We start from the raw sequence: 13,820 nt of genomic DNA, 5'->3' as shown, positions 1-13,820 counted from the left end.
CGTCGCGGCGAGGGCGGCCGGTATAATCCGACGGTATCGCACGCCAACGTCACGAGGACCGTTCATGGACACTTCCGCTGCCCGTCGCCAGATCCTCGCACGCATTCGCGCGGCGCAAGGACGCGCGCCCGAACCCGATGCAACGGAGCGCGACGGCGTCACCGACTATCTCGCCCGCCATCCCGAGGGGCCGCGCCCGCCGATGCCGGCCGACCTCGTCGCCGCATTCGTCGATGAAGCGGCGCGCCTGTCGACGACGGTCGACGAAGTCGCGACTCTGGCCGATGCGCCCGCCGCCGCTGCCCGCTATCTTTCCGCACACGGCCTGCCGATGCAGGCCGTCGCATGGCGCACGCTGGCCGAGCTCGACTGGGCCGGCGCGGGCCTGTCGGTCGAATGCCGCAAGCCGCGCGACGGCGACCTCGTCGGGCTGACCGGCTGCTTCTGCGCGACCGCCGAAACGGGTTCGCTGGTGCTGCTGTCCGGCCCCGACACCTATGCATCGGCCGGGCTGCTGCCGGAGACGCACATCGCGATCGTGCCGGCGTCGCGGATCGTCGCGGGCCATGAAGACGCATTCGCGCTGATTCGCGCGGAGCGCGGCGAACTGCCGCGCGCGGTCAATTTCGTATCGGGCCCGTCGCGCACGGGCGATATCGAGCAGACCATCGTGCTGGGCGCGCACGGCCCGTACCGCGTTCACGCGATCATCGTGCGCGGCGCATGACGCGCGCCCGATCCATCCTCACTCGACTCACTTGTACAAGGAAGTTCTGCATGAAACGACATGCCGCCTGGGCGGGCATGGCGTCGGGAGCCGCGCTTGGCGCCGTTCCCGCGTTCGCATCGGCCGCCACGCTCGACGGTGCCACGCTGTCCGCACTCTGGGGCATCCCGTTCGCCGGGGTCCTGCTGTCCATCGCGGTGTTTCCGCTCGTCGCCCCGGTGTTCTGGCATCACCATTTCGGCAAGATCGCCGCGGCGTGGGCGATCGCGTTCCTGGCCCCGTTCTCGGTCGCGTTCGGCGCGGGCACGGCATTCGGCACGCTCGTGCACGCGCTGCTCGAGGAGTACATCCCGTTCATCGTGCTGCTGACCGCGCTCTATACGGTCGCCGGCGGCATTTGCGTAAACGGCAACCTGCACGGCACGCCGAAGCTGAACACGGCGATCCTCGCGCTCGGCACGCTGCTCGCGAGCGTGATGGGCACGACGGGCGCCGCGATGCTGCTGATCCGCCCGCTGCTGCGCGCGAACGATAACCGCAAGCATGTCGTGCACGTCGTGATCTTCTTCATCTTCCTCGTTGCGAACGCGGGCGGCTCGCTGTCGCCGCTCGGCGATCCGCCGCTGTTCCTCGGTTTCCTGAACGGCGTAAGCTTCTTCTGGACGACCACGCATCTCGCGCTGCCGATGCTGTTCATCTGCGCGGTGCTGCTGGCGCTGTTCTTCGTGCTCGATACGTACTTCTACCGCAAGGGCGGCGAGGAGCGGCCGGCCGCGCTCGACCCGACGCCCGACGATGCCGCGCTGTCGATCGACGGCAAGGTCAACTTCGTGCTGCTCGCGGCCGTGATCGGCCTCGTGCTGATGAGCGGTATCTGGAAACCGGACATCACGTTCGACGTGTGGGGCACGCACGTCGCGCTGCAGAATCTCGTGCGCGACGTCGCGCTCGTCGTCGTGGCGCTCGCATCGCTCGCGCTGACGCCGCGCTCGGCGCGCGAGGGCAACGCGTTCAACTGGGCGCCGATCGAGGAGGTCGCGAAGCTGTTCGCCGGGATCTTCGTGACGATCGCGCCGGTGATCGTGATCCTGCGCGCGGGTTCGGACGGTGCATTCGCGCAGATCGTCCATCTCGTCACGGGGCCCGACGGCAAGCCGATCGACGCGATGTACTTCTGGGCGACCGGCCTGCTGTCGTCGTTCCTCGACAACGCGCCGACCTACCTCGTGTTCTTCAACCTCGCGGGCGGCGACGCGCAATCGTTGATGACGACGGGTGCGACGACGCTCGCCGCGATTTCCGCAGGGGCGGTGTTCATGGGCGCGAACAGCTACATCGGCAATGCGCCGAACTTCATGGTGAAGGCGATCGCGGAGTCGCGCGGCGTGAAGATGCCGAGCTTCTTCGCGTATCTCGGCTGGGCGTTCGTGGTGCTGGTACCGGTATTCCTGCTGACGTCGTGGATTTTCTTCACGGCTTAGTCTGACGATTTTCAATCAAGCGCGGACGGTTCCGGCGGCGCATGCTGCGCCGCGTTCCGGTCGCGGCATGCGGAGATGGCGATGCAGAAGATCCTGGTCGCACGTCCGATCTTTCCGGACGTGATCGAGCGGCTCGAGCAGTATTTCGAAGTCGACTGGAACAACGGCGACGCGCTCGCCGCCGATGCGCTCGCCGCGCGTCTCGCCGACAAGGACGGCGCGCTGACGGCGGGCGATCCGGTCGGCGCGGCCGCGCTGGCGGCGGCGCCGCGCCTGCGCGTCGTGTCGAACATGGCGGTCGGCTACAACAACTTCGACATGGCCGCGTTCAACGCGGCGAACGTGCTCGGCACCAACACACCCGACGTGCTGAACGAGTCGACCGCGGATTTCGGCTGGGCGCTGATGATGGCCGCCGCGCGCCGGATCGCGGAATCCGAGCACTGGCTGCGCGCGGGGCACTGGCAGAAGTGGGCGTACGACGGGTTCCTCGGCAGCGACATTTACGGCTCGACGCTCGGCGTCATCGGAATGGGGCGCATCGGCCAGGCGCTTGCACGCCGCGCGCGCGGCTTCGGGATGCAGGTGATCTATCACAACCGGTCGCGGGTTGCCCCCGAGATCGAGGCCGAGCTGAACGCCGAATACGTATCGAAGGACGCGTTGCTGGCGCGCGCCGATCACGTCGTGCTCGTGCTGCCGTACACGAAGGAGAACCATCACACGATCGGCGCAGCCGAGCTCGCGAAGATGAAGCCGACCGCGACGCTGACCAACATCGCGCGTGGCGGCATCGTCGACGACGCGGCGCTGGCCGCCGCGCTGCGTGCCGGGACGATCGCCGCGGCCGGCCTCGACGTGTACGAAGGCGAGCCGAGCGTCCATCCGGCGCTGCTCGAGGTGCCGAACGTCGTGCTGACGCCGCACATCGCGAGCGCGACCGAGAAGACGCGCCGCGCGATGGCGGACCTCGCGGCCGACAACCTGATCGCCGCGCTGGGCGAAGGGCCGCGCGCAGGGCAGCCGCCGAACCCGATCAACCCTGACGTGATCGGGAAGCCGCGCGCATGACGACGATGTTGTTGCTGGCGGCGGTTGTCTTGCTGGCCGTCGCGCTTGCGGTGGCGGTCGTCGCGATCGTGCGCGGCGGCGGCCGCCACGACGATGCGGCTGTGCTTGGCGACCAGATCGAGGACGCCGCGCACGCACAGGCGCTCGCGGTCGAGCGGCTCGAACGCGAGCTGCGCGGCGAGATCGTCGAGAACGCGCGCGGCTCGCGCACCGAGCTGGCCGGCAGTTTCTCGCAGCTGCAGCAGACGCTCGCGACGCAGCTGACGAGCATCGCGACCGTGCAGAACAACCAGATCGAAGGTTTCGCGCAACAGCTCGGCAAGCTCGTCGCCGGCAACGCGCAGCAGTTCGACGCGATGCGCGAGAGCGCCCAGCGCCAGGCGCAGCAGGCGCGCGAAGAGCAGACGGTCGCGCTGCGGCTGTTCGGCGACACGCTGAACCGGCAGCTCACGCAACTGACCGAGGCCAACGATCGCCGGATCGGCGAAGTGCGTGCGACGCTCGAGCAGCGGCTGAAGGAAATCGAGACGAACAACGCGGCGAAGCTCGAAGAGATGCGCCGCACCGTCGACGAGAAGCTGCATGCGACGCTCGAGCAGCGGCTCGGCGAATCATTCAAGCTCGTGTCGGACCGGCTCGAGCAGGTGCACCGCGGGCTCGGCGAGATGCAGACGCTCGCGGCCGGCGTCGGCGACCTGAAGAAGGTGCTGACCAACGTGAAGACGCGCGGCACCTGGGGCGAGGTGCAGCTCGAGGCATTGCTCGAGCAGATGCTCACGCCCGACCAGTACGCGAAGAACGTCGCGACGGTGCCGAAGAGCGGCGAACGCGTCGAGTTCGCGATCCGGCTGCCGGGGCGCGACGCCGGCACGCGCGACGCGCCGCCGGTGTGGCTGCCGATCGACGCGAAATTTCCGCGCGAGGACTACGAGCGCCTGATCGACGCGCAGGAACGCGCCGATTCGGTGGCGGTCGAGGAAGCGGCCCGTGCGCTGGAAGCGCGCGTGCGGATGGAGGCGAGGACGATCGCCGAGAAGTACGTCGCGCCGCCGCATACGACCGATTTCGCGCTGCTGTTCCTGCCGACCGAGGGGCTCTATGCGGAGATCCTGCGTCGCCCGGGGCTGACCGACCAGCTGCAGCGCGACTATCGCGTGACGGTGGCGGGGCCGACCACGCTGACCGCATTGCTGAACAGCCTGCAGATGGGTTTCCGCACGCTCGCGATCGAGCAGCGCTCGAGCGAAGTGTGGCAGGTTCTCGGTGCGGTGAAGACCGAGTTCGGCAAGTTCGGCGATGTGCTCGCGCGCACGAAGGCGCAGCTCGAAACGGTCACGCGCTCGATCGAGGCGGCCGAGCAGCGCACCCGCGTGATGAACCGCAAGCTGAAGCAGGTCGAGGCGCTGCCGGGCGATACGGCGGCCGGGCTGCTCGGCGCGGAAGGTGCGGACGGCGCCGATGCGGATGATGTATGACGCATGACGGGTGCGGGTGCAACCGGCTGGAACGAAAAACGGGCGCCGCGGCGCCCGTTTTCCTTTAAGGCAGCGACCGGCGGGGCCGGCACGCGTTCAGCGTGCGGCGAGCGTGTCCAGCGCGTCGCCGGTTACGCGCACGATGCGCCAGTCCGGCAGCACGGTCGCGCCCATCTTCTCGTAGAAGTCGATCGCCGGCTGGTTCCAGTCGAGCACCGACCATTCGAAGCGTCCGCAGCGGCGCTCGACGGCGAGTGCCGCGAGCTGCCGCAGCATCGCGGTGCCGAGGCCCGTGCCGCGCTGCAACGGTTGCACGTACAGATCCTCGAGATACAGGCCGCGACGGCCGAGGAACGTCGAATAGTTGTGGAAGAACAGCGCATACGCGACGATCGCGCCGTCGCGCTCGGCCACCAGCGCTTCGGCGGCGGGACGTTCGCCGAACAGCGCGTCGGCGAGATCGGCGTCGCTCGCGACGAACAGGTGCGTGAGCTTCTCGAACTCGGCCAGCTCGCGCATCAGCGCGAGGATCGCGCCGACATCGCGCGCTTCGGCCGCGCGGATCAGCGGCGTGCCGCTCACGCTTCCTCCGGCGGATCGGACAGCACGATCTCGATGCCGCCGAAGCGCGACGCGACCCAGTTGTATGCGTGGCAGGCGATCCACAGCAGCACGAAACCGAGGATCGCGTTCAGCAGCAGCGCGCTCAGGATCGTGCTCAGCTCGACCATCCCGTAACGGATGTACGCGACCAGGATGCCGAGCAGCACGATCGGCACGCTGAACGTCAGGTAGACGAGGATCAGCGCCTTCGCGGTCTGTCCCGCGGCGATCGACGAGATTTGTTTCTTCATGTGCGGATTGCCCCCGTAGAGATATACCGATTGGAATTCAGATCAGGCCGTCAAGCGGCAGGATGTCGACCGGGGCGCCCGCGCCGACTGCCGCGGAATCGTGGCCCAGGACGATGAAACAGTTGGCGGCCGCGAGACCGCTCAGCGAGGCGGAGCTCTGCGAACCGGCCGGTGCGACGTGCCACTGGCCGTCGGCGGCGCGCGTCGCGACGGCGCGCAGGTATTCAGTGCGGCCCGGACGCTTTTTCAATGCCTGCGTGCTGAGCGCCGTGTACGTCGCCGGCGGCGACGTGTGTGCGCCGGCCAGCGTCAGCAGCGCGGGGCGCACGATCGCGTAGAACGTTACGGCGGATGCGACCGGATTGCCGGGCAGCCCGAAGAACAGCACGTGGCCGGCGGCGTCGCCCGCGCGCGCGAGCGTGCCGCACGCGAGCGGCCGGCCGGGCCGCAGCGCGAGGCTTGCGAAGGTCACGTCGCCGAGCCGCGCCATCACGTCGCGCGTGAAATCGGCTTCGCCGACCGACACGCCGCCCGACGTGATCACCGCGTCGGCCTGCGCGGCGACGGCATCGCGCAGCGCGCGTTCGAGCGCGGCCGGGTCGTCGCGGACGATCCCGAGATCGAGGGCGTCGATGTGCAGCCGTTCGAGCATCGCGATCAGCATCCCGCGATTGCTGTCGTACAGCGTGCCGCGGTCGAGCGGCTCGCCGGGTTCGCGCAGTTCGTCTCCGGTCGAGAACACGGCGACGCGCACGCGGCGGCGCACCGTGACTTCGCGCAACCCGAACGAGGCGAGCAGGCCGAGGTCGGACGGGCGCAGGATCCGGCCAGCGGCGAGCGCGCACGCGCCACGCGCGAGATCCTCGCCGGCCCGGCGGCAGTTCGCGCCGCGCGCGACATCGTGCGCGGGGAAGCGGATGACGCCGCCGTCGACGCGCACGCGTTCCTGCGGAATGACCGTGTCGCATCCGGACGGCATCGGCGCGCCGGTCATGATGCGGATGCACGCGCCGGGCGCCACCGCGCCATCGAACGGATGGCCGGCGAACGCCGTGCCGGCGACCGTCAGCGTGATGTCGGCGGCCGCTGCAGGCGCGCCTGCGCTGCCGTCGAACGCATAGCCATCCATCGCCGAGTTGTCGTACGCGGGAATGTCGAAGGGCGCGTTCACGTCGACCGCAAGCACGCGGTCGAGTGCGTCATGCAGCGATACCGTGTCGCACGCGTCGACCGGCACCACGAACCGGCATGCGAGCGCCTGCGCGTCGGCGAGCGACAGCGGGGCAGCGGAATCGGGTGCGGTTCGGGAGGCGGGCGAGGATTGCGTGGTCATCAGTCGGACTGCGCCGCAAGGCGTTTCGGGTTCGTGGCCGGTGGCGCGCCGGAGGGCGCCTGAGCGCGAAGGCGCATGCGGCGGGCGGGAACGGAGGCCGGTGCCGTCAGCGGCGGGCCAGCGCGGCGAGTTCCTGCCGGGAATTGGCATTGTAAAACGCACGCTCGTCGCGAAACTCGACTTCGACCGTCTTGTGGCGTGCGTACCACGCACGGACTTTGCGTTCGCCGGCCGCGAGTCCTGCGGCGAGATCGTCTGCAAGCGACGTGCGCAGCAGCGCGAAAGTCGGCTGCGGCGAACGCGTGTGCTGCGCGTCGACGGTTACCGCCATCGCAATGTCGGCCTGTTGCGCGTCGAGCGCCGCGTGCAGCCGCGCGACGAGGTCGGCCGGCAAATAGGGCGTATCGCACGGCGCGCACGCGACGAGCGGCGCGCGCGCTGCCCGCATGCCGGCGAGCAGGCCCGCGAGCGGGCCGGGGAAATCGGGTGTTTCGTCCGGCACGATGCGCGCGTCGAACGGCGCACCGAGCTCGGCGTAGCGATCGGCATTGCGATTCGCGCTGATCAGCGTCTCGTCGACCTGCGGCGAGAGCCGGCGCAGCACGTGCAGCGCGAGCGGCGTACCGTCGAGCAGCTGCAGGCCCTTGTCGGCGCCGCCCATGCGTGTGGCACGGCCGCCTGCGAGCAGCAGGCCGGCGATGGAGGGCGAGGCGGAAGCGGACATCGCGGGAAGTCGGGGCGGGCGGCGCGCGTCAGCCGCCGATGTACGACATTTCGACGCGCTTGCCGGCTCCGTCGGGCGCGGTATCGGCGGCCGCGCTGCCGCGCAGCTGCGAATAGCGGTCGGTGCGGGCCTGCCAGATCCGGGCGATCGCGGTCGCGATCTCGGCGTCGCTGGCGCCGCCGCGCACCAGGGCGCGCAGGTCATGACCCGTCGACGCGAACAGGCACAGATACAGCTTGCCTTCGGTCGACAGCCGCGCGCGCGTGCAGTCGCCGCAGAATGCCTGCGTGACGCTCGAGATCACGCCGATCTCGCCGCTGCCGTCCGCGTAGCCCCAGCGCTGCGCGGTTTCCGCCGCGGTGTGCGGGTCGAGCGGCACGAGCGGGAACTGCTCGGCGATCCGCGCGACGACGTCCGCGGACGGCAGCACCTCGGCCATGTTCCAGCCGTTCGACGTGCCGACGTCCATGTATTCGATGAAGCGCAGGATCACGCCCGTGCCGCGGAAGCGCTCGGCCATCGGCAGGATCTCGCCGTCGTTGGTGCCGCGCTTCACGACCATGTTGACCTTGACCGGCGCGAGGCCGGCGGCCTGCGCGGCGAAGATGCCGTCGAGCACGTCGGCGCTCGCGAAGTCGGCGTCGTTCATGCGCTTGAACAGCGTGTCGTCGAGCGCGTCGAGACTGACCGTCACGCGCGTGAGGCCGGCGTCCTTCAGCGCGCGCGCCTTGCGCGCGAGCAGCGAGCCGTTGGTGGTCAGCGTCAGGTCGAGCGGGCGGCCGTCGTGGGTCGTCAGGCGCGCGAGGCGCTCGATCAGGAATTCGAGGTTCTTGCGCAGCAGCGGCTCGCCGCCCGTGATCCGGATCTTTTCGACGCCGTGTGCGACGAACAGCCGCGCCACGCGCTCGATCTCTTCGTGCGTGAGCAGGGCGCTGTGCGGCAGGAACGGGTAGTCCTTGTCGAACACGTCCCGCGGCATGCAGTACACGCAGCGGAAGTTGCAGCGGTCCGTCACCGAGATACGCAGGTCGCGCAGCGGCCTGGCGAACGTGTCGGCCAGGGCGCCGTCAGGAGTGTGCGCGACGCCGGAGATATCCGGCATCCCGCTGACGTCGGCGAGAGGAATGATGCGTCGGGACATGTTGAAAGAAGTGCGAGCCAGGCCTCTATTTTAGCCGCAAGCGGCCGGCCGGGCCGGTGGGCGGAAACCCGCAGCGCGGAAATGAAAAAGCCCGCACGGAGGCGGGCTTTTCCTGGTCGGGCGATGCGCCGCTTAATGGTGCGACGTTTCGACCTGCTGCATCGGGGTCGTGTCGACCGGCGGCAGCGCCTTGCGCTCGCGCGGCACGCGGGCCGCACGCGGCAGGTGCGACGCGGCTTCCTGGGCAGCGCGGAACTTGTCGGCATCGGTGTTCACCCACACGAGACCGGCCTGTTCCAGCACGACATCGAGGCTCGCCGAAGCGGGCGCAGCGGCCGGTTGCACGGGCGCCGGAGCCGGCGCGGCAACGGCTTCGACCGGTGCAGCTTCGACGTGAGCCGGTGCGACGGCTGCCGGCGCAGCTTCGGCAGCGACGACCGGTGCCGGCGCGGCTTGCTCGACGGGCGCGGACTGCGGCGCTTCGACGGCAGCCGGCGCGGCCGGCACTTCGAACGCATCGGTCGGCGAAACCGCGACCGGAGCCGGGCCGGCGTCCGGAGCAGCGACCGGCGCGACCGGTGCGACCGGTGCCGATTCGGCTGCCAGGGCGACCGGGGCGGGCTCGATCGGCGCGACCGGCGTCGCTTCGACACGAACCGGTGCCGGTTGCGGCTCGACCGCGGCCGGCGCGACTGCTTCGGCACGCTGTTCGACTACGGCCTCGGCAACCACGGCGCCCGCTGCGGCGACGGCTGCCACGGCGGCTGGTGCGGCCGTATGGGCCGGCTCGACCGCGCTCGGGGCTTCCGTCGTCACGGCCTGCACGGCGGCTTCGCCGTCCGCGCCTTGCTCGGCGTGGTCGATGACTGCGCCTTCGTCCTCGCGCTCGCGACGACCGCCACGGCGGCCGCGGCGGCGGCGGCGACGTTCCTCGCCGTCACGTGCGCCGGCTTCCGCGTCGGCTGCGATATCGGCGCCCGGCAGGGCGACGGCTGCGGCCTGGTCGGCTTCCGCTTCCGGATGGTTCTCGCCACGGGTGACGGTCTCGAGCGTAGCCGCGTGTTGCGTCGGCTTGCGGCGCTCGCCGCGCTCGCGACGTTCGCCGCGTTCCTGGCGCTCGCCGCGGCCGGCTGCCTCGACGGCTTCCGGCTGCTCGGTGCGCTCGCGCGGTTCGCGGTTCTCGCGCGGTTCACGGCTTTCGCGCGGTTCGCGGGGTTCGCGACCTTCGCGCGGGCCACGGCCCTCACGACCTTCGCGGCCTTCACGGCTTTCGCGCGGCTCGCGACCCTCACGCAGTTCGCGACCCTCGCGCGGTTCACGCGGCTCGCGAGCTTCCTTGCCTTCGCGTTCCTGGCGTTGCGACTGGCCGCGGACTGCCGCTGCCTGGTCGCCGCGACCGCCCTGAGCCTGCTGGGCGCCGCCACGGCGGTTGCGGTTGCGATCGCCGCCGCGTTCGCCGCGCTGCTCGGACTTCTCGGTGCGCTCGCCGCGCGCCGGACGGGCAGCCTGCTCCTTCGCCGGTGCCGGAGCAACCGGCGCGGGTGCCGGAGCCGGCGACATGCCGAACAGACCCTTCAGCCAGCCGATGAAGCCGCCGCTTGCCGCGGCGACCGGGGCGGGCGCCGCAACCGGCTCGGCCGGACGCTGCGGTGCGGGGCTCGGGGCCGGACGCTCGGGCGTAATGCCCTTGACGGCCGCTTCCTGCTTCGGCTTCACGTCGGCTGCGCGCTTGCTGTAGCCGGTTTCCGACTCCAGTTCGCGGGCGGCTTCCTCGGCCATCTTCCAGGACGCACGCGGATCGTCGAGGCGCGCGTCGTCGTGGCGCAGGCGCTCGAGCTTGTAGTGCGGCGTATCGAGGTGCTTGTTCGGGATCAGCACGATGCCGACCTTGAAGCGCGACTCGATCTTGTTGATTTCCTGACGCTTTTCGTTGAGCAGGAAGGCGGTCACCTCGACCGGCACCTGGCAGTGGATCGCCGCGGTGTTTTCCTTCATCGCTTCTTCCTGAATGATCCGCAGGACCTGCAGCGCGGACGATTCGGTATCGCGGATGTGGCCGGTGCCGTTACAGCGCGGGCACGTCACGTGGCTGCCTTCCGACAGGGCCGGGCGCAGGCGCTGGCGCGACAGTTCCATCAGGCCGAAGCGCGAGATCTTGCCCATCTGCACGCGCGCACGGTCGTGCTTGAGCGCGTCCTTCAGGCGCTGCTCGACTTCGCGCTGGCTCTTGGCCGACTCCATGTCGATGAAGTCGATCACGATCAGGCCGCCGAGGTCGCGCAGGCGCAGCTGGCGGGCCACTTCGTCCGCCGCTTCGAGGTTCGTGCGGGTCGCCGTTTCCTCGATGTCCGCGCCCTTGGTCGCACGCGCCGAGTTCACGTCGATCGCGACGAGCGCTTCGGTGTGGTCGATCACGATCGCGCCGCCCGACGGCAGCGGCACCGTGCGCGAGTATGCGGTCTCGATCTGGTGCTCGATCTGGAAGCGGGAGAAGAGCGGCACGTCGTCGTGGTAGCGCTTCACCTTCGACACGTTGTCCGGCATCACGATGTCCATGAACGCACGGGCCTGATCATAGATCTCGGTCGTGTCGATCAGGATTTCGCCGATATCGGGCTGGAAATAGTCCCGGATCGCGCGGATCACGAGGCTCGATTCCAGATAGATCAGCATCGGCTGGCCGGCATTGCCGCTTTGCGACGCCGCTTCGATCGCGCGCCACAGCTGCAGCAGGTAGTTCAGGTCCCACTGCAGTTCCTCGGCGCTGCGGCCGATGCCCGCGGTGCGGGCGATCATGCTCATGCCGTCCGGAATCTGCAGCTGCGCCATGGTTTCGCGCAGTTCCTGGCGCTCGTCGCCTTCGATCCGGCGCGACACACCGCCGCCGCGCGGGTTGTTCGGCATCAGCACGAGGTAGCGGCCGGCGAGCGAGATGAAGGTCGTGAGGGCGGCGCCCTTGTTGCCGCGCTCTTCCTTCTCGACCTGGACGATCAGCTCCTGGCCTTCGCGCAGGGCATCCTGGATGCGCGCGGAGCGCATGTCGATGCCTTCCTTGAAGTACTGGCGGGCGACTTCCTTGAACGGCAGGAAGCCGTGGCGGTCTTCGCCGTAGTTGACGAAGCACGCTTCGAGCGACGGCTCGATGCGGGTGATGACACCTTTGTAGATATTGCCTTTGCGCTGTTCGCGCCCGGCTGTCTCGATGTCGATGTCGATGAGCTTTTGTCCATCGACGATGGCGACGCGCAGCTCCTCCTGCTGCGTCGCATTGAACAGCATGCGTTTCATGAACGACTCCAGGCGGCTCCGCTGCCGGCGCCTCGCGGTTGTCAGTCGCGAGGGCGGGAACGACGGCAGGCCGCACCTTGTTGTGTTGTCACAAGCACGCTGGAGCGGGAAGGATGGCGGGGAGAATTGCCTGAAGAGGCGCTTGGGCCCGAAAGACGGGGCCGGCGGCCGTTGGGCACCTGCGAATACGGTTTCAAAGCACGGCGTTCACACACCGCACGCTGCACAAGCGCGCTAAGCCTGAGTCCGGGCATTGCCACGGGCGCGCGCAATGCGTCGCGCGCGCCGACGGGCGGCAGATGCTGCGGCTTGGGCCGCAGCGGGGAGTATCGAATCCAGCCCGACTTTCCCGCTTGGGGTGTACTTCCCTGGTTTGACGTCGCCAAGCCCCGCACCTTCGCGGGGCCAAATCGGGCGCAACGCCGTAATTTTCGCAACCGGCAGCCTGCGGACGCACTTCGCGCCGCCGGGCTGCCGATCAAATTCTTTTCAACCAACTTTCCGTTACCGCGGCGCCTTGCCGACCGAATCCGCCTGTGGGCGCGATCCTTGCCGACGGGCGGCGCCGTGCGTGCAACTTGCTGCATCTCTTTGATTAGGGGCGAGCAGCGGACCCCCGGCGCAAGTAAAATAGCAGTTTGCGCTTGCGCCTTGCCCGATTCAGCCGGGGCCGGCCTGTCAGGCCACCCTCAACGTCAGGCTGGGCAAAATTATATTCAGTATGAATGAGTTAGGCAAAATATCCCAGAATTCGGTCGCGAGCGGCCAGGTATCGATGATCCAGATCGACGAAAACTCGGCCGGTCAGCGGATCGACAATTTCCTGTTGCGCGTCTGTAAAGGCGTGCCCAAAAGCCATATTTACCGGATCCTGCGCAGCGGCGAAGTGCGCGTCAACAAGGGTCGGGTCGACGCCCAGTACCGCCTCGCGTTCGGCGACGTCGTCCGCGTGCCGCCCGTGCGGGTGGCGGCGGCCGACCTCGCGCGCGCCGACACGCCGATCGTGCCGCCCGCGCAGTTCGAGGTGCTGTACGAAGACGACGCGATGCTCGTCATCAACAAGCCGGCCGGCGTCGCGGTGCACGGCGGCAGCGGCGTCGCGTTCGGCGTGATCGAGCAGATGCGCCAGGCGCGTCCGCGCGCGAAATTCCTCGAACTCGTGCACCGGCTCGACCGCGAGACGTCCGGGATCCTGATGCTCGCGAAGAAGCGCACGGCGCTCGTCGGCCTGCACGAGCAGATCCGCGAAAACCGGATGGACAAGCGCTACTTCGCGTGCGGACACGGCGAATGGCAGCCCGACTGGGGCCGCCGCCGCGCGGTGAAGGCGCCGCTGTTCAAGTATTCGACCCCGGAAGGGGAGCGGCGGGTGCGCGTGCAGGACGACGGCCTGCCGTCGCACACGGTGTTCAACCTGATCGAGCGCTGGCCGGACTACGCGCTGGTCGAAGCGGAACTCAAAACGGGTCGAACCCATCAGATCCGTGTGCACCTCGCGCATCTCGGCCTGCCGATCGCCGGCGACGCCAAGTACGGCGATTTCGCACTGAACAAGGCGCTGGCGCGCGCGAATGCGCAGCCGTCGCTGAAACGGATGTTCCTGCATGCACACCGGCTGACGCTCGCGCACCCGCTGACCGGCGAGGCGCTGCAGTTCGACGCGCCGCTGCCGGACGAATGCCGGCGCTTCCTCGATCAACTCAGCGCTCTGCGCGATACCGCCTGA

At 69.1% G+C, this 13,820-nt stretch carries 11 protein-coding genes; 5 read left to right on the top strand and 6 right to left on the bottom strand.

Going from position 1 to position 13,820, the window contains the following annotated elements; translation table 11 throughout:
- The first annotated feature begins 64 nt into the window (after positions 1-64).
- From DIE22_RS22500 to rmuC, 4 genes are all read left to right on the top strand, one after another.
- On the top strand, positions 65-727 hold the full coding sequence (locus tag DIE22_RS22500; RefSeq protein ID WP_124606126.1) for a lactate utilization protein C: 663 nt from the start codon (positions 65-67) through the stop codon (positions 725-727).
- 50 nt (positions 728-777) lie between these two features.
- The gene (locus DIE22_RS22495; RefSeq protein WP_124500171.1) at positions 778-2,208 is read left to right on the top strand and encodes a sodium:proton antiporter; all 1,431 of its coding nucleotides are present in this window, start codon (positions 778-780) and stop codon (positions 2,206-2,208) included.
- 81 nt (positions 2,209-2,289) lie between these two features.
- Entirely contained in the window at positions 2,290-3,279 is a 990-nt protein-coding gene (locus DIE22_RS22490; RefSeq protein WP_124500170.1) for a D-glycerate dehydrogenase, read from the top strand.
- The gene (rmuC, locus tag DIE22_RS22485) at positions 3,276-4,754 is read left to right on the top strand and encodes a DNA recombination protein RmuC (protein ID WP_124500169.1); all 1,479 of its coding nucleotides are present in this window, start codon (positions 3,276-3,278) and stop codon (positions 4,752-4,754) included. The genes DIE22_RS22490 and rmuC overlap by 4 nt, the downstream gene beginning before the upstream one ends.
- 96 nt (positions 4,755-4,850) lie before the next feature.
- Here rmuC and DIE22_RS22480 read toward each other — a convergent pair whose 3' ends face one another.
- The 6 genes from DIE22_RS22480 to DIE22_RS22455 all read right to left on the bottom strand — a co-directional run bounded on the left by DIE22_RS22480 (position 4,851) and on the right by DIE22_RS22455 (position 12,094).
- Positions 4,851-5,336 carry a GNAT family N-acetyltransferase gene (locus DIE22_RS22480; RefSeq protein ID WP_124500168.1) on the bottom strand — a complete coding sequence of 162 codons (486 nt, stop codon included), beginning with the start codon at positions 5,334-5,336 and terminating at the stop codon, positions 4,851-4,853.
- Positions 5,333-5,608, bottom strand: a complete 276-nt coding sequence (locus DIE22_RS22475) for a hypothetical protein (protein WP_006476519.1) — start codon at positions 5,606-5,608, stop codon at positions 5,333-5,335. The genes DIE22_RS22480 and DIE22_RS22475 overlap by 4 nt, the downstream gene beginning before the upstream one ends.
- A 37-nt stretch (positions 5,609-5,645) precedes the next feature.
- A complete protein-coding gene (gene glp, locus DIE22_RS22470) occupies positions 5,646-6,941 on the bottom strand; it encodes a gephyrin-like molybdotransferase Glp (RefSeq protein WP_124500167.1) in 1,296 nt (431 codons plus the stop codon).
- Positions 6,942-7,047: 106 nt separating this feature from the next.
- Positions 7,048-7,665, bottom strand: coding sequence for a molybdenum cofactor guanylyltransferase MobA (gene mobA / locus DIE22_RS22465; protein ID WP_124606125.1), 618 nt, complete (start codon positions 7,663-7,665; stop codon positions 7,048-7,050).
- 28 nt (positions 7,666-7,693) lie between these two features.
- Complete coding sequence (gene moaA, locus DIE22_RS22460) at positions 7,694-8,806, bottom strand: GTP 3',8-cyclase MoaA (protein WP_124500165.1); 1,113 nt, start codon at positions 8,804-8,806, stop codon at positions 7,694-7,696.
- A gap of 132 nt (positions 8,807-8,938) precedes the next feature.
- Positions 8,939-12,094 carry a ribonuclease E/G gene (locus DIE22_RS22455; protein ID WP_124606124.1) on the bottom strand — a complete coding sequence of 1,052 codons (3,156 nt, stop codon included), beginning with the start codon at positions 12,092-12,094 and terminating at the stop codon, positions 8,939-8,941.
- A 721-nt stretch (positions 12,095-12,815) separates the two neighbouring features.
- Between DIE22_RS22455 and DIE22_RS22445 the strand changes: the two genes are divergently transcribed.
- The gene (locus DIE22_RS22445) at positions 12,816-13,820 is read left to right on the top strand and encodes an RluA family pseudouridine synthase (protein WP_124500163.1); all 1,005 of its coding nucleotides are present in this window, start codon (positions 12,816-12,818) and stop codon (positions 13,818-13,820) included.

Source organism: Burkholderia sp. Bp9142, assembly GCF_003853415.1.
GTDB lineage: Bacteria > Pseudomonadota > Gammaproteobacteria > Burkholderiales > Burkholderiaceae > Burkholderia.
Note: the sequence above shows the minus strand (reverse complement) of the source record. Positions and strands in the feature narration are given on the sequence as shown.

Coding starts and splice junctions, on each gene's coding strand:
- DIE22_RS22500 (WP_124606126.1), top strand. CDS start 65: ATGGACACTTCCGCTGCCCGTCGCCAGATCCTCGCACGCATTCGCGCG.
- DIE22_RS22495 (WP_124500171.1), top strand. CDS start 778: ATGAAACGACATGCCGCCTGGGCGGGCATGGCGTCGGGAGCCGCGCTT.
- DIE22_RS22490 (WP_124500170.1), top strand. CDS start 2,290: ATGCAGAAGATCCTGGTCGCACGTCCGATCTTTCCGGACGTGATCGAG.
- rmuC (WP_124500169.1), top strand. CDS start 3,276: ATGACGACGATGTTGTTGCTGGCGGCGGTTGTCTTGCTGGCCGTCGCG.
- DIE22_RS22475 (WP_006476519.1), bottom strand. CDS start 5,608: ATGAAGAAACAAATCTCGTCGATCGCCGCGGGACAGACCGCGAAGGCG.
- glp (WP_124500167.1), bottom strand. CDS start 6,941: ATGACCACGCAATCCTCGCCCGCCTCCCGAACCGCACCCGATTCCGCT.
- mobA (WP_124606125.1), bottom strand. CDS start 7,665: ATGTCCGCTTCCGCCTCGCCCTCCATCGCCGGCCTGCTGCTCGCAGGC.
- moaA (WP_124500165.1), bottom strand. CDS start 8,806: ATGTCCCGACGCATCATTCCTCTCGCCGACGTCAGCGGGATGCCGGAT.
- DIE22_RS22455 (WP_124606124.1), bottom strand. CDS start 12,094: ATGAAACGCATGCTGTTCAATGCGACGCAGCAGGAGGAGCTGCGCGTC.
- DIE22_RS22445 (WP_124500163.1), top strand. CDS start 12,816: ATGAATGAGTTAGGCAAAATATCCCAGAATTCGGTCGCGAGCGGCCAG.